Source organism: Paraburkholderia sp. UYCP14C, from assembly GCF_004197395.1.
Taxonomy (GTDB): Bacteria; Pseudomonadota; Gammaproteobacteria; order Burkholderiales; family Burkholderiaceae; genus Paraburkholderia.
The window spans coordinates 20,753-39,648 of record NZ_SELS01000056.1 but is presented as its reverse complement, the minus strand read 5'-3'; the positions used below and the strand labels follow the sequence as shown (position 1 = coordinate 39,648).

The window sequence follows — 18,896 nt, the reverse complement described above, 5'->3', positions numbered from 1 at the left end:
CGTCAGTTATAGCCCAGGATCGCTGCCGTCGCGACATCCGCGCGGTCAGTCGGATTGCCAGCAAGCAGGACGGTTGGCTCGTTCAATAACAAACGGTATGACGGCACGTAGGTGTCGCTCGTCACATCCGCATCGCGCCGCTGACCTTGCTGCGGATTGGTGTTTTCGGGGTGATTCATCATTGTCTCCTTTGAATGGCCTGTGGTCCCGTCATGGATGCGTTCAATGCAGAAATGATGAATGCGTCCGTATCGGCGAGCCCCTCGGCTTCATATGTAGAATTCAGCAAGTTCAATGCCTTCACCGCATTCGTCTCCGACGAAACCACGCAACGGCGACACCGCGCGGTCCAGGATGCCAGGTGTTATCCGACCCGCGCCTCGATATACATCACGCCGTGATGTAGTTTTTTCCATAAACGTACTGTTGTTGCACCTCGAACCAGCTTCGTAGGCCGTTGGCGCCATGCCATGACGCGAATGTCGGAATTCGACGGCCCTCGCGCGTTTCACAACCGCTGCGCATTCGTCATTCCAATCGATACCCTCGGTAGTGACACGTCGGCCCTTCTTCGACTGTCTGGCTAGAAACGACTACCTGGCTCGTCTTTACCGGATGAACATTCGCATGGTACAAACATCGTGTAGCGCTTTCCGGGCTAACTAACGTAACCAGGCACCATGCGTGCAGCGCCAGATCATCTTCGGCGACGTGCCTGCAGAGGAAACCGATGCAAGGACGCTGATGAACGATCCTGCTCACTTCCTTCCTTCATTCGTTTGGCGTGCCGATCGCGACGGTGTCGTGCGCTATGCCAACCCGTGGACATCGCGCTATCTCGGCATTGCCGCCCCGGAACTGGTCGGGCTGCACTGGAAGGCGTTCGTTCATCCCGACGACATCGATCATGTGCTCGACGCAGTGCGGCAAATGCGCGACGGCACCCTGCTCGGCAATGTCGAAGTGCGTCTGCTGCGCGCGGACGGCGAGTATCGCTGGCACGCGTTGCATCTTCAGGCGCAACGGGACGAGACTGGCCGCATCGGCGATACGGTAGGTGTCGCGACCGATATCCACGAAGCCCGTCACGCGTGGGCCATGTACGAAGCCAGCGAGCGACGCCTGAAGGCCGCCTTCCACGGTGCTCGCATGGGCGCGTGGGAATGGGACATGAAAAGCCGCGTCGTGCGAATGACATCGCAACTCGCGGATCTGTACGGGTTTCCGCCGGGCACCGATGCACTCGCGCTATCCGATCTGGAGGAGCGGGTCGAACCCGCCTATCGTGCGCTATTCCAGCAGAAGGTCGATGCCGCTCTGCAACACGGCGGCCCCTTCGAATTCGACTTCGTGCTGGACGGCGGATCGACTTCACCGCGCTGGCTGCGCATGCGCGGCCATGCGGAATTCGACGATCACGGCGCGCTGGCGCATGTTTATGGGGTGACCTTCGATATCAGCAAGCAGCGGGCGGCCGAAGAACAGCTCAGCCTCAGCGAGCGGCGTTATCGGGTGCTCGTCGAATCGACCGGCGCACTGGTATGGTCGGCCGGACCGAACGGCGACATCCGGCCCGCGGGCGAGGACTGGAGCCGATTCACGGGCGACGACGTGGTCCCTCTGGAGGATTGGGGATGGCTTGACTACGTTCACCCGGACGACCGCGCGACGGCACGGAAGGTGTGGGTCGATGTGCTGCAGCGATGCTCGCCCGGCTCGACCATGTTCCGCATGCGTCGTTACGACGGCCAGTACCGGATGATGCACGCCCAGGCGGCGCCCCTGTTCGACAGCCAGGGAAAATTGCAGGAGTGGTTCGGCACGACGACCGATGTGACGCCTCAGTATGAAGCGAAATCGGCGATCGAAGCGCGCAACCTGCGTCTGTCCGTCGCGATGCAGGCGGCGCGGCTCACCATCGTCGGCTTCGACCTCGCCTCGCGCACGCTATCGTTCGAAGAGGGTCTCGCACCGCGGATCGACCATGTGCTCACCTACGACGAGGCGCTGCGCAACGTGCACCCCGACGATCGGGTCACGCTCGAACAATATGTCCACCGCCTGATCGAAGGCCAGGACCCGGGCGCGAATTTCGAATTTCGTGTGCGCAGCGCGCAAGGCGAACAATGGATGCAAGGCAGCGCGCTGCTTCAGCGAGGCGCGGACGGCAAGCCGTTGCGCATCATCGCCAGCGTGATCGACATCACCCAGCGCAAGCAGCTCGAACTGATGCTGCGCGAAGCCGATCGCCGCAAGGACGAGTTTCTCGCGATGCTTGCGCACGAGCTGCGCAATCCGCTCGCGCCGCTACGCACGGCCATCGCGTTGCTCGACAAGCAGCCCGAGCCGGCCTCACGCCCGCACGAGCTGATCAACCTGATGCGTCGGCAGGTCGAGCACATGACGCGAATCGTCGACGATCTGCTCGAGGTGTCGCGCATCACGCAAGGCCGCATCGTGCTGCAACTGGAGCCTGTGCTGGTCGGCACGGCCGTCTATCACGCGGTCGAGGCAATCGCGGCGATGGCGGAAGGACGTCATCAGCAGTTGCACGTCAGCGTTGGCGATCCGACAACGTGGGTATCCGGCGACATCACGCGGATTTCGCAGATCTTCGTCAATATCCTGAACAACGCGAGCAAGTACACGCCGGAGAGCGGGCATATCACGGTGAGTGTCGAGGCCGACGACGAATGGGTTTCCATCGTCACGCAAGATACCGGAACGGGCATTTCGGCCGAGCTTCTGCCGAAGGTGTTCGAGCTCTTTTCGCAAGGCGAACGCACGCTGGATCGCTCGGATGGGGGCCTCGGAATCGGCCTGTCGCTCGTCAAGAAGCTGGTCGAAATGCACAACGGCACGATCGCCGTGCACAGCGACGGTCCCAATCTCGGCACGACGGTCACGGTCCGACTGCCGCGCCTGCACCACCTTGAACGCCATTCGGCAGTCGCGCTGTCGGAGCCGGCGCCGGGGCCTGCACGAACCGCGCTGCGCGTGCTGGTCGTCGATGACAATCGCGACGCCGCCGATTCGCTTGCGATGCTGTGCGAATCCGAAGGGCATGCCGCTTGCGTCGCCTATTCGTCCGCCGAGGCGCTGCAAGCCGCGCCGCCATTCGTGCCGGACGTGGCATTGCTCGATATCGGCTTGCCGGATATCGACGGCTACGAACTGGCGCGGCAGCTTCGCCGCAAAGGGGCCGCGAAGCCATTGCTGATCGCGATCACCGGATACGGTCAGACGGAAGACAGGCTGCGCGCGCAATCGGCGGGCTTCGACTATCACTTCGTCAAACCCGTCAATATCGACAGCCTGCTCAAGTTGCTTGCGTCGCTGATGGCTGGGCAATAAGGTTTGCGCGATCGTCTCGACGGACTACATTTAATCAATATCCGTCGAGACCATATGGCGTGATACGAGCGGGGCGAATCGCGGACCGAGTCTGTCGCAGTGACATGAAAGGGGATATCAAATGGCCGAGATGAATAAGGAAGACGTTGTTGCGGTGCTGAACCGGATCCTCGAATCCGAATTGGCCGGCGTCGTGCGATATACGCACTACTCGTTTCTGGTTTTCGGCTTCGGACGCATTCCGATCCAGTCGTGGCTGCGCGCGCAGGCCGATGAATCGTTACTGCACGCGCAACAGGCCGGAGAATGGATCACCACGCTGGGCGCCTATCCGTCGCTTGCGATCGGTCCCCTCCTCGACTCGCACACCTTCGATATCGCTTCGATCCTGCGCGAGTCGTTGCAAGCCGAGAACGTCGCGTTGGGGCATTATCGCGACCTGCTGGCGCTGGTCGAGGACCGCTCGGTTGCACTCGAAGAGTTCGCCCGTCAGATGATCCAGGTCGAGGAGATGCATGCGGGCGAAGTCGACAAGATGCTACGCCGCCCTGGAGAAATGACGACGTCGGCCGATGGACAGGCGCCCCAGTCCTGATCGAACTGCGTCGCCACTTCCTGCCGCCTCGCTGCAGACGCTGAGTGCGGGGCGGCGCCTCGAACGCCGCCCCAAACCCATCACCACGTCCCGCTAAACGCCTGCTGCACCTTGACCGGGTCGGTCACGCCGTTGGCCACCAGCAATTGCGTCAACAAGCGCGCCTTCTGCGGATTCAGATCGAGCGATGCCACGAATCCGCGCTTGTCGTCATCCACCTCGACGTTCCGGTTCACGAACCCCGACACCAGCCGCGTCGAGCGAACCACCACGATGCCTTTTGCCGCCGCGCGGTCGAGCGCCGCGAGCGCTTCCTTCGACATGTCGCCATCGCCTTCGCCGGCTACGACGATGCCCTTCGCGCCATCGGCGATTGCATGATCGATCTGGCGGCCATCCATGTTGCTATGCGCGTAGACGATATCGACGCGCGGCAATTGGCCATTCGCGGGCAGGCTCAGCGCAGCGCGTGCCGACGTCACCGCGGGCTGGACGAAGCGCACGCTGGCCGGATCGACATAACCGATCGCGCCCGCATTCGGCGATGCGAACGCCTGTACCGCGGTGGTATTGGTCTTGGTGATCCAGCGGGGCGCGTGAATCTGGTCGTTCATCACGACCATCACGCCCCTGCCCCGCGACTGCGGGCTCGCGGCCACTTCGACCGCTTCGTACAGATTGTTGGGACCGTCGGCGCTCGTGGAACCGCCCGGCCGCATCGAGCCGACCAGCACCACCGGCTTGTCGGAGCGCAGCACGTTGTTCAGGAAGAACGCGGTTTCCTCGATCGTATCGGTGCCGTGCGTAATCACGACGGCGTCGGCCTCGTTACGCTCGAAGGCCTCGTCGATCCGATGCGCAAGCTGCAACCAGATCTTGTCGTTCATGTCCTGCGAGCCGACGTTCGAGATCTGCTCCGCGCTGATGCTCGCAAGCTTCTCGATGCCCGGCACGCCGCGCACCAGTTCCTGCCCCTTCACGTTGCCCGAGTTGTAGCCGATCGCCGAGCGAGGATCGGCGGTACCGGAAATCGTGCCGCCGGTGGCCAGCACCAGAACGCGCGGCATTGCGTTGGGGGCGCTGGCCTGTTGCGACGGCGCGTCGGCGGCCTGCGCGCAGGTACCCGCGCCGAGTGCCGCGATCAGCAGGGCCGCCGAACCGCACAGACGGATTGCTGTTCGATTGAACGTGGTGATGTTCATCTTTCGTCTCCTTCATCGTTTAAAAGAGTCGCGTGCGCATGCAGCGACCTGTGACCGGAAAAGCCTTCGTCGCTCATCCGGCCGACGTGATTTTTCGTGGTTGCGTCAGCATCGCGGGTTGCAGGATCTCGTCGAGCTGTGCCTGACTCAACAAGCCCTTCTCGATCACGATCTGCGCCACGCTCTTCCCCGACGCCAGCGCTTCCTTCGCGACTTCGGTCGAGTGCGTATAGCCGATGTACGGGTTCAGCGCGGTCACGATACCGATCGAGCTCTCGACGATCGCGCGCAGCCGCTCGCGATTCGCGGTAATGCCGTCGACGCATTTCGACGCGAGCGTGAGGCACCCCGCGCGCAAGTGGGCGACGCTCTTGAACAGGCTGTGCGCGATGATCGGCTCGAACGCGTTGAGCTGCAGCTGACCGGCTTCGGCGGCGAAGCTCACCGTCACGTCGTTGCCGATCACTTCGAACGCGATCTGGTTGACGACCTCCGGAATCACCGGATTCACCTTGCCCGGCATGATGCTCGAACCCGCCTGCACGGGCGGCAGGTTGATCTCGCCGAGGCCCGCGCGCGGACCGCTCGAAAGCAGACGAAGGTCGTTGCAGGTCTTCGACAGTTTCACGGCGACCCGCTTCAGTACGCCGGAGAGCTGCACGAACGAGCCGACATCCTGCGTCGCTTCGATCAGATTCGGCGACGTGGTCAACGCGATACCCGTTATGTCGCTCAAGTGTTTGCAGGCGAGCTGCGCGTATTCCGGATGCGTGTTGATGCCGGTGCCGATCGCCGTCGCGCCGAGATTGATCTCGCAGATCAACAGGGCCGCTTCCTTCAGCCGTTCTTCGTCCTCGCCGAGCATCACCGCAAAAGTGCTGAACTCCTGGCCGAGCGTCATCGGCACGGCGTCCTGAAGCTGCGTGCGGCCCATCTTCAGGTCGTTGCCGAACTCCACCGCCTTGCGTTCGAACGATGCGCGCAACACGCCCATCGCGTCGACGAGTTGCATGATGCCCGCGTACGTGGCGATCTTCAGCGCGGTCGGATAAACGTCGTTGGTGCTCTGGCCGAGGTTCACATCCTCGTTCGGATGAAGCACCGCGTATTCGCCGCGCTCTCGCCCGAGCTGTTCGAGCGCGAGATTGGCGATCACCTCGTTCGCGTTCATGTTGGTCGACGTGCCCGCGCCGCCTTGAATCACATCGACGACGAAATGCTCGTGCGCGGTGCCCGAACGCACCTGCCTGCAGGCGTGCACGATCGCCTGCTTCTTCACGGCGCTCAACAGGCCGAGATCGTAGTTCGCCAGCGCGGCGGCTTCCTTCACGCTCGCCAGTGCGTTGACGAGGTTCGGATACGCGGCGATCGGAATGCCCGTGATGGGAAAGTTTTGCAGCGCGCGCAGCGTGTGTACGCCGTAATACGCGGTCGCGGGTACGGCGAGATCGCCAAGAAGGTCGTGTTCGATACGTTCGGTCGGTGCAAGCATAAGTACCTCTGAGGTTCTGAAATCGACAGGCGAGCGGGGTCATCCGGCACACGTCGTGTGCAGGTCCGTCGCATTGACTGGGTGATGCGGTTGGTTACCCTGGTGGTGAGGTCGCGCAGGCGACACACTGCTTCGCGAGCACATCGGTCGGATCGACCACGCTCACGCGTGCGCCGTTCGCGCCGATCACATACGGCTCGCGCAGCAGCAGCGGCAGTTCCGTGCAGCCGAGAACGATCACTTCGACGCCGTCGGCGATGAGCCCGTCGATCGCCGCGGCGAGGTCTTGCTGACACTGCCCCGCCGTGAAGCCGGCCTTCACGCCTTCCTTGCCGTAGATCGCGTCCATCACGCGCGCCTGTAGCGCGGGCGCCGGAACGACCTGCCGCAAGCCTTGCGATTCGAGCGCCTTCTCGTAGACGCCGCTCGCGAGCGTGCCGGAGGTCGCGAGCACACCGACCGAGCGCAGCGCGGGAAACGACTCGCGCAGATACCGCACCGTCACGGTCAGCATATTGACGATCGGCACGCCGAGATAAGGCTGGATCCGCTCGACGAAAGCATGCGCGGTATTGCACGGGATCGCGATCAGATCCGCGCCGCCCGTTTCGAGTTTCTTGCAGGTCGCGTACAGCGAGATGGTCGGATCGGGTCCATCGCCGATCAGATTCTCCGTGCGATCCGGGATCTGCGGGTTCTGCTCGACGAGCAGCTTGATGTGGTCCTGATCGCGCCGCGCGGGCGTCGCGCGCACGATCTTGTGAATAAAATCGACGGTGGCCGCCGGACCCACGCCGCCCACCACGCCGACCTTGAAGATCGTCTCGGGCGTGTGGTACTGGCCGGACACCACATACTGCGCGTAAGCGAGGTTCGAATCGACCAGCGGCACGCGTAACGGACCGAGCTCGTCCGCGACGAGCGCGATCTCGGTGAGCCCCGGCACGATGACGTTGGCGCCCTGCGCGATCAGATCCTCGCACGCCGCGCGCAGCAACTCGACCGGACGGCCACGCAGATTGCCGCTCTTCACGCCATCCTCGCCATAGACGGCTTCCGTGACGAAATCGATGCCGTCGCCGATGCGCGGATGGATCACTTCGAACTCGGGTGCCGCGAAGTACTTCTCGAACAGGCGCTTGCGCCGCGTATGGGCCGACGCGAGCACGCCCACGCGGTGCACCGTGGGAAATCTTCTGCGCACGTGGCTGCGCACCGCATCGATCATGTCGACGATCTGCAGCGGCGAATTGGCCTTCAGTTCGTCGATGAACGTGTGACTCAGGAAGCACGGCAGCACGACCGTCGTCACGCCGCGCTTCTCGAAGCTGCTGATCAGATCGAAGATGTACAGCTTGCGCTGCGTCAACGTCTCGCTGTCGGCATCGGCGCTGCGAAACGGCTGCTGCTCGAAGATCGCATCGAAGTGCTCGGCGTCGCGCGTGGCCGGCGTCGACTTGATCAGTTTGAAGAACACGTCCGCGCTCGCGAGCGGGCCAAGCCCGCCCACCACGCCGAACTTCCGCGCGCTGGTGGCAGCCGTTGCGTCGATGCCGCTCATTTCGTCTCGCCTTCGAGCGGGCCGAACGAAGCCGTCGCCATCGCCGCGCGGCGCTCCTGGCGCGCCGCGCGCTTGCCCTCCCACTTCGCAATGGCTGCCGTCGCGATGCTGTTGCCGATCACGTTGGTCGCCGTGCGCCCCATGTCGAGAATCTGGTCGATCGCGAGCACCAGCACGACGCCCGACGGCGGCAAATGGAACATCGGCGCCACGGCCGCGACGACGACGACCGAGCCGCGCGCGACACCCGCCATACCCTTGCTGCTCACCATCAGCACGAGCAGCATCACGATCTGCGTGCTGATCGGCATATCGATGCCGAACGCCTGTGCGATGAAGATCGCGGCGAACGCCTGATACATCATCGAGCCGTCGAGATTGAATGCATAGCCGAGCGGCAGCGTGAAGCCGACCACTTTCTTGTCGACGCCGAATTCCTCCAGCTTCTCCGTCAGGCGCGGATAGGCGGCCTCGCTGCTCGCGGTGGAGAACGCCAGCATCGCCGGTTCGCGGATCGCCTTGAGCAAGGCCCAGATCGGCTTGCCGAGAAACGCGTAGCCGGCGAGGATCAGCGCGACCCACAGCAGCGCGAGGCCCGTGTAGAAACTGGCGACGAGCTTGCCGTACGTGGTCAGCACATCGAGGCCATGCACGGTGATCGCCGATGCCAGCGCGCCGAACACACCGAGAGGCGCGAGCCGCATCACGTAGTCGGTCAGCTTCAGCATGGTCGGCACGAGCCCTTCGACGCCGGCGATCAGCGGCGCGACGCGCGGGTCCGACTTGATCACGCTGAGCACGATGCCGAACATCACCGAGAACACGAGGATCTGCAGGATATCGTTGCGCGCCATCGAATCGATGATGCTGGTGGGGAACGCGTGCGTGACGAAGTCCTTGAAGTTCAGGCTCGACGTGTTCAGGCCGGTGGCCACGTCAGCGCTCGTCTGGGTCATGTGCAGACCCGCGCCCGGTTGCAGCAGATTCGCGAGCACGAGGCCGAGCGCGAGCGAGAACAGCGACGCGCACAGGAACCACGCGATCGAGCGCAGACCGATGCGGCGCACGTCGCTTGTGCCTTCCATGCCGGCGAGACCCGACACCAGCGTCGCAAACACCAGCGGCGCGATGATCATCTTCACGAGCCGCAGGAAGATATCGGTGACGATGGAAAAGTAGCCGGCGATCTCCTTCGCCTGCGCGGCATCGGCCGCCATGCGATGGCAGACATAGCCGACGGCCACGCCGAGCAGCATGCCGGCGAGGATGTAGAGGGTAAGCCGATTCTTCATGTGTCTCCGTCCTGAGATGGCGCACGAACGGTCGGCAGCAACCGGCGCGCGCTCGGAAATGGCCGGTACATCGAATGTCGAGGTACCGTTTTTTGTGTCTGGACGGAATTCTAGAGACGACAGAAAAGACGTGAATGCTAGTGTTGCATACGGCTATGCAAGTTTCGCATAACGCGGGATAACCCTATCGGCGCTAGGCGGCGGGCCCCGACGAGGCCCGCAGATGCCGCCACAGCGTATCGAGAAGTTCGCTGCGATTCGTGAGGTCGCGATACACGCGCAACTCCAGCTCCAGCTGCCATTCGGAGCGGCCGGCGGCAACGAGCTGGCCGGCGTCGAGCTCGGCCGCGATCGAGCTCTTCGGCAGCCACGCAACGCCCTCGCCTTCCAGCACGAGCTTCTTCACGACCTCGGCCATGTCGGACTCGTAGTGAAGATGCAACGCGGGCGACGCTTTGCTCTGCTCCATCAGCAACGCGAAGCAGCGGCCAAAGTAGCTGGTCTCCGTATACGCGATGAACGGCATCGGATGTTCCATCACGCCGGGCAGACGGTACGCGTGTGCAAGCCGCTGATTGGGCCGGCATACCGGCATGAACGTGTCGACGCCCACGGTCACGCATTCGTACCTGGCCGGATCGAGATGCAACGGCAACTGCGGATGGTGATAAGCGAACATCAGCTCGCAGTTGCCGTTGACCAGCATCAGGATCGAATCGTGCACGTTCGCCGGAATCACGCGCGCGCGCACTTCGCCGACGTGCTTCGACAGCGTGCGCAACCACGCGGGCAGGAAGTTCAGCGCGATCGTGTGGCCCGCCGCGATCTGCAGGCTCGTGCCCGCGATACGCTGTTCGGTGCGAATGATCGCGCGCGTGTCGAACAGCTTGTCGAGGATGTCTTCGGCCGCGTCACGAAACAGTTGCCCTGCCGGGGTCAGGGTCGGCGGAAAGCCGCTGCGATCGACGAGGTCGGCGCCGACCCATTGTTCGAGCTGCTGAATCCGTCTGCTGAAACCCGACTGCGTGACGTTGCGAAACTCCGCCGCGCGGGAAAAGCTCTGATAGCGGGCGAGCGCGATGAAGTCTTCGATCCACTTGATTTCCATCAGCCATCGGTCTCCGGTCCGGCGACGAATGTGCTCGCCGCTGCGCCCGCAATTCTACGCCCGGCCGCGCGCGATGCTGACTATCGGACCGACGTCAAACCGCCATGCACAGGTACTTGATCACGAGGTAATCGTCGATGCCGTAGTGCGAGCCTTCCCTGCCGAGACCCGACTGCTTCACGCCGCCGAACGGCGCGACTTCGTTCGAGATCAGGCCGGTATTGATGCCCACCATGCCGTATTCGAGTTGTTCGGCCACGCGCCAGATGCGGCCGATATCGCGGCTATAGAAGTAGGCGGCCAGTCCGAACTCGGTATCGTTGGCGAGCTTCACCACTTCTTCGTCGCTCGAAAAGCGGAACAGCGGCGCAAGCGGGCCGAAGGTCTCGTCTTTCGCGACATCCATCTGCGCGCTTACGTTGGTCAGCACCGTGGGCTCGAAAAAGCCGTGGCCGAGCGCGTGACGCTTGCCGCCGGTGACGAGCGACGCCCCTTTGCCGAGTGCATCGGCGATGTGCGCCTCGACCTTGCTGACCGCCGCGTCGTTGATCAGCGGGCCCAGTGTGACGCCGCCCTCCATGCCGTGCCCGACTTTCAGGGTTTCGACCGCCGCAGCCAGCTTCGACGCGAACGCGTCGTACACCCGCTCATGCACGTAGAAGCGATTCGTGCACACGCAGGTTTGCCCGTTGTTGCGGTACTTCGATGCAATTGCGCCTTCCACCGCGGCGTCGAGATCGGCGTCGTCGAATACGATGAATGGCGCATTGCCGCCCAGTTCGAGCGTGACTTTCTTCACCGTGGGCGCGCTTTGCGCCATCAGCAATCTGCCCACCCCGGTCGATCCGGTGAACGACAGCTTGCGAACCACGGGACTACTCGTCATCGCACCACCGATCGCCTTCGGGTCGCCGGTCAAGATGTTGAGCACGCCTTTCGGCACGCCGGCCCGCTCGGCCAGCACCGCGAGCGCGAGCGCCGAGAACGGGGTGGCTTCGGCGGGCTTCACGACGATCGGACAGCCCGCCGCGAGCGCCGGGCCCACCTTGCGGGTAATCATTGCGTTCGGAAAATTCCACGGCGTGATGGCGGCGCACACGCCGATCGGCTCCTTGAGGACGACGAGCCGCTTGTCCGACGCCGGCGACGCCAGCGTGTCACCGGCAACGCGCTTGCCTTCCTCGGCGAACCATTCGATGAACGACGCGCCGTAGACGATTTCGCCCTTCGCTTCCGCGAGCGGCTTGCCCTGTTCCGCGGTCAGGATCAGCGCGAGGTCGTCGGCGTTTTCGATCATCAGGTCGTACCAGCGTCGCATCACGACCGCACGCTCCTTGGCCGTGCGCGCTCGCCATGCCGGCCACGCGGCGTTGGCCGCATCGATTGCCCGCGTCGTCTCGGCTGCTCCCATCAAAGGAACGCTGCCGAGCGTTGCGCCCGTTGCCGGGTCCGACACGTCGAAACTCGCGCCCGAGTCGGCGGCGCACCATTGGCCGTCGATATAAGCCTGATTGCGCAGAAGCGCCGCGTCCTTCAACAGGGTCTTCAATTCCACGTTACTTTCCTTTGATACACAAAATGCGGTTGATGCCGCGCTGCGCGCCGGCGGTTGATTGGAAACGCGCGTCAGCCCGCCTGACGCCACACGGACTGCTCGTGCCCGTCCGCCAGCAGCTTGCGGGCGATGTCGGCCACTCTGTGCACGTGCGCGATCGCGGCCTCGCGCGCGGCGGCGGTATCGCGAGCCTCGATGGCCGAGAGGATCTGGTGCATCTCGCCGACGGCCTGGCGGCCGCGGTCGTCGGAGGCGATTGTCAGCGCTCTCAGGCGGTTGATGCGCGCGGTCAACGACTGCACGATCTCCCACGCCACATGCTTCTTGCCGCCGATGAACATGCGTTCATAGAAGGCCGAAGTGAGCGCCCTGACGGCCTGATGATCCTGCGCTTCGAAGGCCGTCTGGATCTGGTCGATGAAGCCGGCGAGATCCGCGACCGTGTGCTCGTCCGCATGCTGCGCGCACGCCATCGCCGCCTCGCCTTCGAGCAGCGCGCGTATTTCATAGATCTCCGCCGCCGTCTCGAAGTCGAGCACGGCGACGATCGGCCCCTGGTTCGGTATCGAGTCGACGAGCCCCTCCGTTTCCAGATGCCGCAACACCTCGCGCACCACGGTGCGGCTCACGCCGAGAATCTCGCACAGCGAGCGCTCGACGAGCCGCTCGCCGGGATGGAAATGGGCCTCCAGGATCGCCGTGCGCATTTTCTCGAGCGCGAGTTCGCGCAAGGTGGTGGTCGGGCGTTGAACCTTCAGCGATGGCAGTGAGCCGCTCATGGCAGCCGCCGTCATGCTTGCGCGAACAGGCGCACATCGCGTGCGTCCCAGTCGACCAGCGCCTGGGTGCCGATCGCGATGCCGCTGTCGTGGCGATGCGCGGCCGGCATCCGGATCGAGATTTCCTGCTGCCACGGCGTCGCCACCGCGTAGTGCATCGCGTCGCCGAGATAGGTGATATCACGCACCGTCACAGGCAGGCCGCTCGTGCCCTTCACCTCGCTCGCACGTTGCAGCGCGCTGATGCGCATCTGTTCAGGGCGGATCATCAAAGTGCCGTCGTCGCCCGCGGTGAGGCCGGGACTGAAGGCGTCCGAGGCGATCTCGTGACCGTTCGGGAACACGCCGTTCATCCGGCCTTCGCTATTCTTCGTCACCTTCACCGGCAGGAAATTCGAATTGCCGATGAAGCTCGCGACGAAGCGCGACGCCGGGTTCGCGTACAGCTCCTCGCCGGTGCCCACCTGCTCAATGCGGCCTTTGTTGAACACCGCGATGCGGTCGGACAGGCGCAGCGCTTCTTCCTGGTCGTGGGTGACGTAGAGGATCGTCACGCCCGTCTCCTGGTGGATGCGGCGCAATTCGAGCTGGATTTCCTCGCGCAGCTTCTTGTCGAGCGCGGACAGCGGCTCGTCCATCAGCAGCACGGGCGGATCGTAGGCCAGCGCGCGTGCGATCGCCACGCGTTGCTGCTGCCCGCCCGACAGCTGCGCGGGCATCCGGTCGCGGCACTCGGACAGATGCACGAGCTTGAGCATCTTGTCGACTTTTGCGTTGACTTCTGCATCGGGGCGGCGGCGCACGCGCAGCGGAAACGCGACGTTCTCGCCTACCGTCAGGTGCGGGAACAGCGTATAGCGCTGAAACACCATGCCGATGTTGCGCTTGTTCGGCGCGACCGCCAGCAGCGGCTTGCCGTCGAGCAGAACGCGGCCGTCGGTGGGCTCCTGGAAGCCCGCGACGATATACAGCGTCGTGCTCTTGCCCGAACCGGACGGTCCAAGGAACGTCATGAATTCGCCCTTACGCACATCGAGGGAAACCTGGTCGATGGCGACCACGTCGTCGTAGGTCTTGCGCAGACGCTGGATTTGCAGGAATTCAGTCATGGCTTGTTTACCTCGGTTAGCGCGCGCGGCGCAGCACCGCGCCCGCCAGCATCAATACGGTCGTCAACGCGACCAGCAGAGAAGACGCCGCCGCAACGACGGGCGTCAGGTCCTGCCGCAGCGTCGACCAGATACGCACGGGCAGCGTTTGGAGTGTCGGGCTCGACATGAAGATCGACACCACGACTTCATCCCACGACGCGAGAAACGCGAAGATCGCAGCGGCGAACAGGCCGAGGCGGATCGCGGGAAGGGTCACGCGCAGCTTCACGGTGAGCGGCGACGCGCCGCAGATCAGCGCCGCGTCTTCGAGCGCCGTATCGAAGCTCACCAGCGAGTTGCTGATGGAGATGATCGAGAACGGCAGCGCGATGATCAGATGGCCGATCACGAAGCCGGTCATCGTGCCGTTCAGGCCGATGCGCAGAAAGAACGCATACAGCGCGACGGCCAGAACGACGACGGGCAGCACCATCGGTGTCAGGAAGAAGCCTTTCACCGCTTCGCGGCCGCGGAACTTGCCGCGCACCAGCGCCAGCGAGGCAAGAAACCCGAGCAGCACCGAAAGCGCCATTACGATCACGGCCAGCTTCGCGCTCGTGAGCAGCGAGTCGATCCAGCCCGCGTCGGTGAAAAGCTGCCGATACCACTCCAGCGTCCAGCCCGGCGGCGGGAAAATCAGCCACTGCGAATCGCCGAACGACAGCGCGACGATGAACACGATCGGCAGCAACAGAAACAGTGCAACGGCAGCGCCTATCGCCACCAACGCCCAGCGTAGCCCGCCGAGACGATCGAAATCGAGCAACATGTCAGCGTCCTCCCTGAATGGCGCGCGCACTGCCGGTGAAGCGCAATTGCAACGCATAGAGCACGAGCGTCACGCTCAGCAGCACGAAAGCGGCGGCACCGGCGAGACCCCAGTTCAGCAGTTCCTGCACGAGCTGGGCGATGAGTTCGGCGAGCATCATGTAAGACGGGCCACCCAGCAGCGCGGGCGTGACGAAGTAGCCGAGCGCCATCACGAATACCATCAGCGCGCCGGAGGCCACGCCCGGCATCGCGAGCGGCACGAGGATGCGCCAGAATGCCTGCCAGCGGCTCGCGCCGCAGACCGCGGCGGCTCGCAGCGTCGACGGGTCGATGCCGCGCAGCGTCGCGTGCAGCGGCATCACGAGGAACGGCAGCATGATGTACGTCATACCGATCGTCACGCCGGTGAGGTTGTTCACCAGCGCGAGCGGTTCGTGAATCAGGCCGATCGCCATCAGCGCGCGGTTGATCGGACCCGTGCCCTGCAACAGCACCATCCACGCGAAGGTCCGTGCGAGCAGGTTGGTCCACATCGACAGCAGCAGGATCGCGAACAGCACGGAGCTCAGCTTGCGCGGCGCGATCGCGAGCAGCCATGCCATCGGAAAGCCCACCAGCACCGTGACCAGCGTTACGACCGTCGCGACGAGGAAGGTATTGCCGAAGACCCGCAGATACGTGGTCGAACCAACCAGTTGCTGATAGTTCTCCAGTCCCAGGCTCGGCTCTAGCACGCTGCGCAACAGCAGCGACAGCACCGGCAGCAGGAAGAAGATCAGCAGCAGCAGCATGGCCGGCGTCAGCAGCCAGACGCTGCGCCAGTCGCGCCGCTTGCGCGCGGCCGTCGCGGGCGGATGCGCGACGGTACTCATTACGTTGGGCATGATGTCTCCTGCTCCGTGTCTCTGTGCGCGCCGGTTCACTGCTCGGCGCTCGGCTCTAACGTCGGTCCGTGCTGGTTATTTCGATTGCCACGCGTACCAGCGCTTCGCAATCGCGTCGCGGTTGTCGGCCCAGTACTTCATGTCGAGATTGATCTGCGAGTCCTTGTACTGGTCGGGCAGTGTCTTCGCGATGCCAGCCGGCATCAGCGCGGCCGACTTCACGTTGATCGGCGCATAGCCCGTCTCGGCGGCGAATTTCGCTTGCGCCTGCGGGCTCGTCGCGGCCGCCAGATACTTCATCGCTTCCGCGCGGTGCTTGGCGCCCTTCGGAATCACCAGCATGTCGGCGGCGGTCAGGTTCTGGTTCCAGGAAATGCCGACCGGCACGCCGGTCTGCGCGAGCGCGTGCAAACGCCCGTTCCAGAACATCCCGATCGGCGCTTCACCCGACGCGAGCAGTTGCTGCGACTGCGCGCCGCCGCTCCACCAGACGATGTCGCTCTTGATCGTGTCGAGCTTCTTGAACGCGCGGTCGAGGTCGAGCGGATAGAGTTTGTTCGGCGGCACGCCATCGGCGAGCAGCGCGATTTCCAGCACGCCCGGCGCCGACCACTTGTAGAACGTGCGCTTGCCCGGGAATTTCTTGGTGTCGAACAGATCGGCCCACGTCTGCGGCTGCGCGCCCGTGTACTTCGCCTTGTTGTAGCCGAGCACGAACGAGTAATAGAAGCTGCCCACCGCGTCCGGCGTCGCAAAGCGCGGGTCCAGTTCGTCCTTCTTCACGACCGAGTAGTCGATCGGCTCGATCAGGCCGGCCTTTTGCGCGGCGTACGCGAAGTCGCCTTCCACATCGACGACGTCCCAGCTCACGTTGCCGCTATCCACCATCGCCTTCAACTTGCCGTAGTCGGTCGGGCCATCCATCAACACGGTGATGCCGCTCGCCTGCGTGAACGGCTGCGCCCAGTTCTTCTGTTGCGACGACTGCGTGGTGCCGCCCCAGCTCGTGAAGACGATCGGGTCTGCCGCGAATGCGGACGCTGCCGCGAGCGTCGTCGCGCAAGCAACGAACAACGGCGCGATAAACGAATTGCTTCTGCTGCTCATGTCTGTCTCCGGGATACGGTTGGATGTTGCCTGGTCGGTCCGGCGGCGAGAAAACGCGCCGGCTTCATGGTTGTGAGTTTTCAATTGCAGCGCGTTCAATGAGCGATGCCGAGCGGCTGCACGGTGCCGGCTTCGCTATCGCCGACGTAAATGCCGAACGCGTCCTGCCTGCGTTCGCGCTCATAGCGTTCGAGCATCGAGCGCACGGCGGCGTCGCTGACTTCGTCCCATGGAATCTGCGACAGCGGCACGATGCGAACGCTGCTGTCGAGCCACGGCGAGCTGTTCGGAATCACGCGGCCGCGATAGTAGATATGCACGCCCGCCTCCTTGCCGCTGCCGTCCTCGAATACCGCGAACAGAAAGTCGAGATGCACTTGCAGGCCGAGCTTCGCGAGCACGCCGTGCAGGCTTGCGGGGTCGCTGGCCGGGTCTAGCTTGATGCCCGTTGGCAGACCCAAGCCTTTGCCGGTGTCGACGAGCACGAGCCCGTCGCGATGCTCGAGGATCGCGCCGACTTTCGCGCGCGCACCGGCCGCGGCCAGCGCGTCCTGCGACAGGCTGAAGTTCACGTACGCGCCACGGCAATAGCCAAGCGGCGACGAACTCGTTTGCACGAAGTCCACCACGCGACCGATCAGGATGATGTGATCGCCCGCATCGACCACCTCATGCGTCGTGCAGTCGAAGCTCGCCGCCGCGCCATCCATCACCGGCGCGCCCGTTTTGCGCGTGCTCCACGGCACTTGCGCGAACTTGTCCGCGGCCTTCGACGCGAACACGCCCGACACGTTTTTCTGGTCTTCCGCGAGCACGCTGACCGCGAAGCGGCGCGCGTCCGAGAACACCGCGTAACTCGCCGCCGTCTTCGCGATGCACACCAGAATCAGCGGCGGATCGAGCGATACCGACGTGAACGAGTTCGCCGTGAAGCCGCGCGGCGAGCCGTCCGGCTGGATCGTCGTGACGACGGTCACGCCCGTCACGAATGCGCCGAGCGCACGACGAAATTCGGCGATATCGAAAGCGGGTTCCGCGCTCGGGGCGGTGATCGGCTCAGCCATGGCGTTCTCCGGTTGGCACTGCGGTGGTTGCTGCGGTAGTTGTCGCGGTCGTTGCGGCATTCGTGCGTCGCTGCGCCGATGCTTCGTCGAGGAACGCAAGCAGGCTCGCGTTCACGCGCTCCGGGTCGGTGACGTTCATCATGTGGCGCGCGTTCGCGATGACTTCAGCGCGGCCACGTGGTGCCGCCGCGGCCATCGCCTGCGACATCTGCGCGCTCGAATTCGGATCTCCCTCGCCGGTCAGAAACAGCGCGGGTACCGCGAGACTCGCGAGACGCCCGACGTGCGCGTCGTCCGAGCAGGCGAACAGGCGGTAGGTGCGCGCGTAGCCCACCGGATCGACGGCAAGCAGCAGCGCGCGCACCGCCTGCGCGGCCTGGGTCAGGTGCCCCGGAATCGGATCGCCGAACCAGCGCGACAGCGTTCCGTCCACGCCGGTGTCGGCGCGCGTATCGCCGAGCGTGGCCGCGCGCGTCATCACCGCCTCGCGCTGTGCCGGCGTGCGGTCGTACACCGCGTTCAACGCGGCGACGCTCAGCGTGCGCTGCGGGTGGGTCAGCGCGAATTCGAGCGCGACCAGCGCGCCCATCGAATGCCCGACCACGTGCGCCCGCTCGATCCGCAGCGCGTCGAGCAGTGACGCGAGTTGCGCCGCGTATTCGTCGAGCGTGGGCTCCGCGCTCGGCAGCACGCTGTCGCCGTGCCCCAGCATGTCGTAGACCACGACGCGAAACGATCCGGACAACGCATCGATCTGCGGCGCCCACACGCTCTGGTTCATGCCCACGCCGTGGATCAGCACGACGGTTTCGGCAGCGGCGTCCGATTGCGGCCCGTACACGCTGTAGCAGGTGCCCGCGGTTCGACCCTGCTGGCGATGCGAGATCGCACGCGTCGGCGACAGATCGGGCTTCATCAGACACGCTCCAGATTGCGATGCGGACCACAGCCACGCAGCGTGCACGCTTCCAACGTCATGGG

At 64.2% G+C, this 18,896-nt stretch carries 16 protein-coding genes; 2 read left to right on the top strand and 14 right to left on the bottom strand.

Going from position 1 to position 18,896, the window contains the following annotated elements; translation table 11 throughout:
- Positions 1-2: 2 nt before the first annotated feature.
- Entirely contained in the window at positions 3-179 is a 177-nt protein-coding gene (locus tag EVC45_RS45845; protein ID WP_168991590.1) for a hypothetical protein, read from the bottom strand.
- 505 nt (positions 180-684) lie between these two features.
- Here EVC45_RS45845 and EVC45_RS34620 point away from each other — a divergent pair.
- Both EVC45_RS34620 and EVC45_RS34615 read left to right on the top strand, forming a co-directional pair.
- Entirely contained in the window at positions 685-3,354 is a 2,670-nt protein-coding gene (locus EVC45_RS34620; RefSeq protein WP_248295367.1) for a PAS domain-containing protein, read from the top strand.
- Positions 3,355-3,475: 121 nt separating this feature from the next.
- Positions 3,476-3,949, top strand: a complete 474-nt coding sequence (locus EVC45_RS34615) for a bacterioferritin (RefSeq protein WP_129962653.1) — start codon at positions 3,476-3,478, stop codon at positions 3,947-3,949.
- An 80-nt stretch (positions 3,950-4,029) separates the two neighbouring features.
- On the opposite strand, the gene EVC45_RS34610 is transcribed toward EVC45_RS34615, so the two are convergent.
- The 13 genes from EVC45_RS34610 to EVC45_RS34550 all read right to left on the bottom strand — a co-directional run bounded on the left by EVC45_RS34610 (position 4,030) and on the right by EVC45_RS34550 (position 18,819).
- Positions 4,030-5,151, bottom strand: a complete 1,122-nt coding sequence (locus EVC45_RS34610) for an asparaginase (RefSeq protein WP_129962652.1) — start codon at positions 5,149-5,151, stop codon at positions 4,030-4,032.
- Positions 5,152-5,224: 73 nt separating this feature from the next.
- A complete protein-coding gene (gene aspA / locus EVC45_RS34605; RefSeq protein WP_129962651.1) occupies positions 5,225-6,643 on the bottom strand; it encodes an aspartate ammonia-lyase in 1,419 nt (472 codons plus the stop codon).
- 94 nt (positions 6,644-6,737) lie between these two features.
- Complete coding sequence (locus EVC45_RS34600) at positions 6,738-8,204, bottom strand: aspartate/glutamate racemase family protein (RefSeq protein WP_129962650.1); 1,467 nt, start codon at positions 8,202-8,204, stop codon at positions 6,738-6,740.
- On the bottom strand, positions 8,201-9,496 hold the full coding sequence (locus EVC45_RS34595) for a dicarboxylate/amino acid:cation symporter (RefSeq protein ID WP_129962649.1): 1,296 nt from the start codon (positions 9,494-9,496) through the stop codon (positions 8,201-8,203). The genes EVC45_RS34600 and EVC45_RS34595 overlap by 4 nt, the downstream gene beginning before the upstream one ends.
- Positions 9,497-9,689: 193 nt before the next feature.
- Positions 9,690-10,604 carry a LysR substrate-binding domain-containing protein gene (locus EVC45_RS34590; protein ID WP_129962648.1) on the bottom strand — a complete coding sequence of 305 codons (915 nt, stop codon included), beginning with the start codon at positions 10,602-10,604 and terminating at the stop codon, positions 9,690-9,692.
- A 94-nt stretch (positions 10,605-10,698) separates the two neighbouring features.
- Positions 10,699-12,159, bottom strand: a complete 1,461-nt coding sequence (locus EVC45_RS34585; protein ID WP_129962647.1) for an NAD-dependent succinate-semialdehyde dehydrogenase — start codon at positions 12,157-12,159, stop codon at positions 10,699-10,701.
- A 71-nt stretch (positions 12,160-12,230) separates the two neighbouring features.
- A complete protein-coding gene (locus EVC45_RS34580; protein WP_129962646.1) occupies positions 12,231-12,938 on the bottom strand; it encodes a GntR family transcriptional regulator in 708 nt (235 codons plus the stop codon).
- An 11-nt stretch (positions 12,939-12,949) separates the two neighbouring features.
- A complete protein-coding gene (locus EVC45_RS34575; RefSeq protein ID WP_129962645.1) occupies positions 12,950-14,047 on the bottom strand; it encodes an ABC transporter ATP-binding protein in 1,098 nt (365 codons plus the stop codon).
- 16 nt (positions 14,048-14,063) lie between these two features.
- The gene (locus EVC45_RS34570; protein ID WP_129962644.1) at positions 14,064-14,858 is read right to left on the bottom strand and encodes an ABC transporter permease; all 795 of its coding nucleotides are present in this window, start codon (positions 14,856-14,858) and stop codon (positions 14,064-14,066) included.
- Between the two features lies 1 nt (position 14,859).
- The gene (locus EVC45_RS34565; protein WP_129962643.1) at positions 14,860-15,744 is read right to left on the bottom strand and encodes an ABC transporter permease; all 885 of its coding nucleotides are present in this window, start codon (positions 15,742-15,744) and stop codon (positions 14,860-14,862) included.
- Between the two features lie 75 nt (positions 15,745-15,819).
- Entirely contained in the window at positions 15,820-16,851 is a 1,032-nt protein-coding gene (locus tag EVC45_RS34560) for an ABC transporter substrate-binding protein (RefSeq protein ID WP_129962642.1), read from the bottom strand.
- A gap of 95 nt (positions 16,852-16,946) precedes the next feature.
- The gene (locus EVC45_RS34555) at positions 16,947-17,915 is read right to left on the bottom strand and encodes a flavin reductase (RefSeq protein WP_129962641.1); all 969 of its coding nucleotides are present in this window, start codon (positions 17,913-17,915) and stop codon (positions 16,947-16,949) included.
- Entirely contained in the window at positions 17,908-18,819 is a 912-nt protein-coding gene (locus tag EVC45_RS34550) for an alpha/beta fold hydrolase (RefSeq protein WP_373683106.1), read from the bottom strand. Before EVC45_RS34550 ends, EVC45_RS34555 begins: the two co-directional genes overlap by 8 nt.
- Positions 18,820-18,896: the final 77 nt, after the last annotated feature.

Excerpts from the sequence above, each read along its gene's own strand:
- EVC45_RS45845 (WP_168991590.1), bottom strand. The coding sequence starts at position 179 with ATGAATCACCCCGAAAACACCAATCCGCAGCAAGGTCAGCGGCGCGAT.
- EVC45_RS34615 (WP_129962653.1), top strand. The coding sequence starts at position 3,476 with ATGGCCGAGATGAATAAGGAAGACGTTGTTGCGGTGCTGAACCGGATC.
- EVC45_RS34610 (WP_129962652.1), bottom strand. The coding sequence starts at position 5,151 with ATGAACATCACCACGTTCAATCGAACAGCAATCCGTCTGTGCGGTTCG.
- aspA (WP_129962651.1), bottom strand. The coding sequence starts at position 6,643 with ATGCTTGCACCGACCGAACGTATCGAACACGACCTTCTTGGCGATCTC.
- EVC45_RS34600 (WP_129962650.1), bottom strand. The coding sequence starts at position 8,204 with ATGAGCGGCATCGACGCAACGGCTGCCACCAGCGCGCGGAAGTTCGGC.
- EVC45_RS34595 (WP_129962649.1), bottom strand. The coding sequence starts at position 9,496 with ATGAAGAATCGGCTTACCCTCTACATCCTCGCCGGCATGCTGCTCGGC.
- EVC45_RS34590 (WP_129962648.1), bottom strand. The coding sequence starts at position 10,604 with ATGGAAATCAAGTGGATCGAAGACTTCATCGCGCTCGCCCGCTATCAG.
- EVC45_RS34580 (WP_129962646.1), bottom strand. The coding sequence starts at position 12,938 with ATGAGCGGCTCACTGCCATCGCTGAAGGTTCAACGCCCGACCACCACC.
- EVC45_RS34575 (WP_129962645.1), bottom strand. The coding sequence starts at position 14,047 with ATGACTGAATTCCTGCAAATCCAGCGTCTGCGCAAGACCTACGACGAC.
- EVC45_RS34570 (WP_129962644.1), bottom strand. The coding sequence starts at position 14,858 with ATGTTGCTCGATTTCGATCGTCTCGGCGGGCTACGCTGGGCGTTGGTG.
- EVC45_RS34565 (WP_129962643.1), bottom strand. The coding sequence starts at position 15,744 with ATGCCCAACGTAATGAGTACCGTCGCGCATCCGCCCGCGACGGCCGCG.
- EVC45_RS34560 (WP_129962642.1), bottom strand. The coding sequence starts at position 16,851 with ATGAGCAGCAGAAGCAATTCGTTTATCGCGCCGTTGTTCGTTGCTTGC.
- EVC45_RS34555 (WP_129962641.1), bottom strand. The coding sequence starts at position 17,915 with ATGGCTGAGCCGATCACCGCCCCGAGCGCGGAACCCGCTTTCGATATC.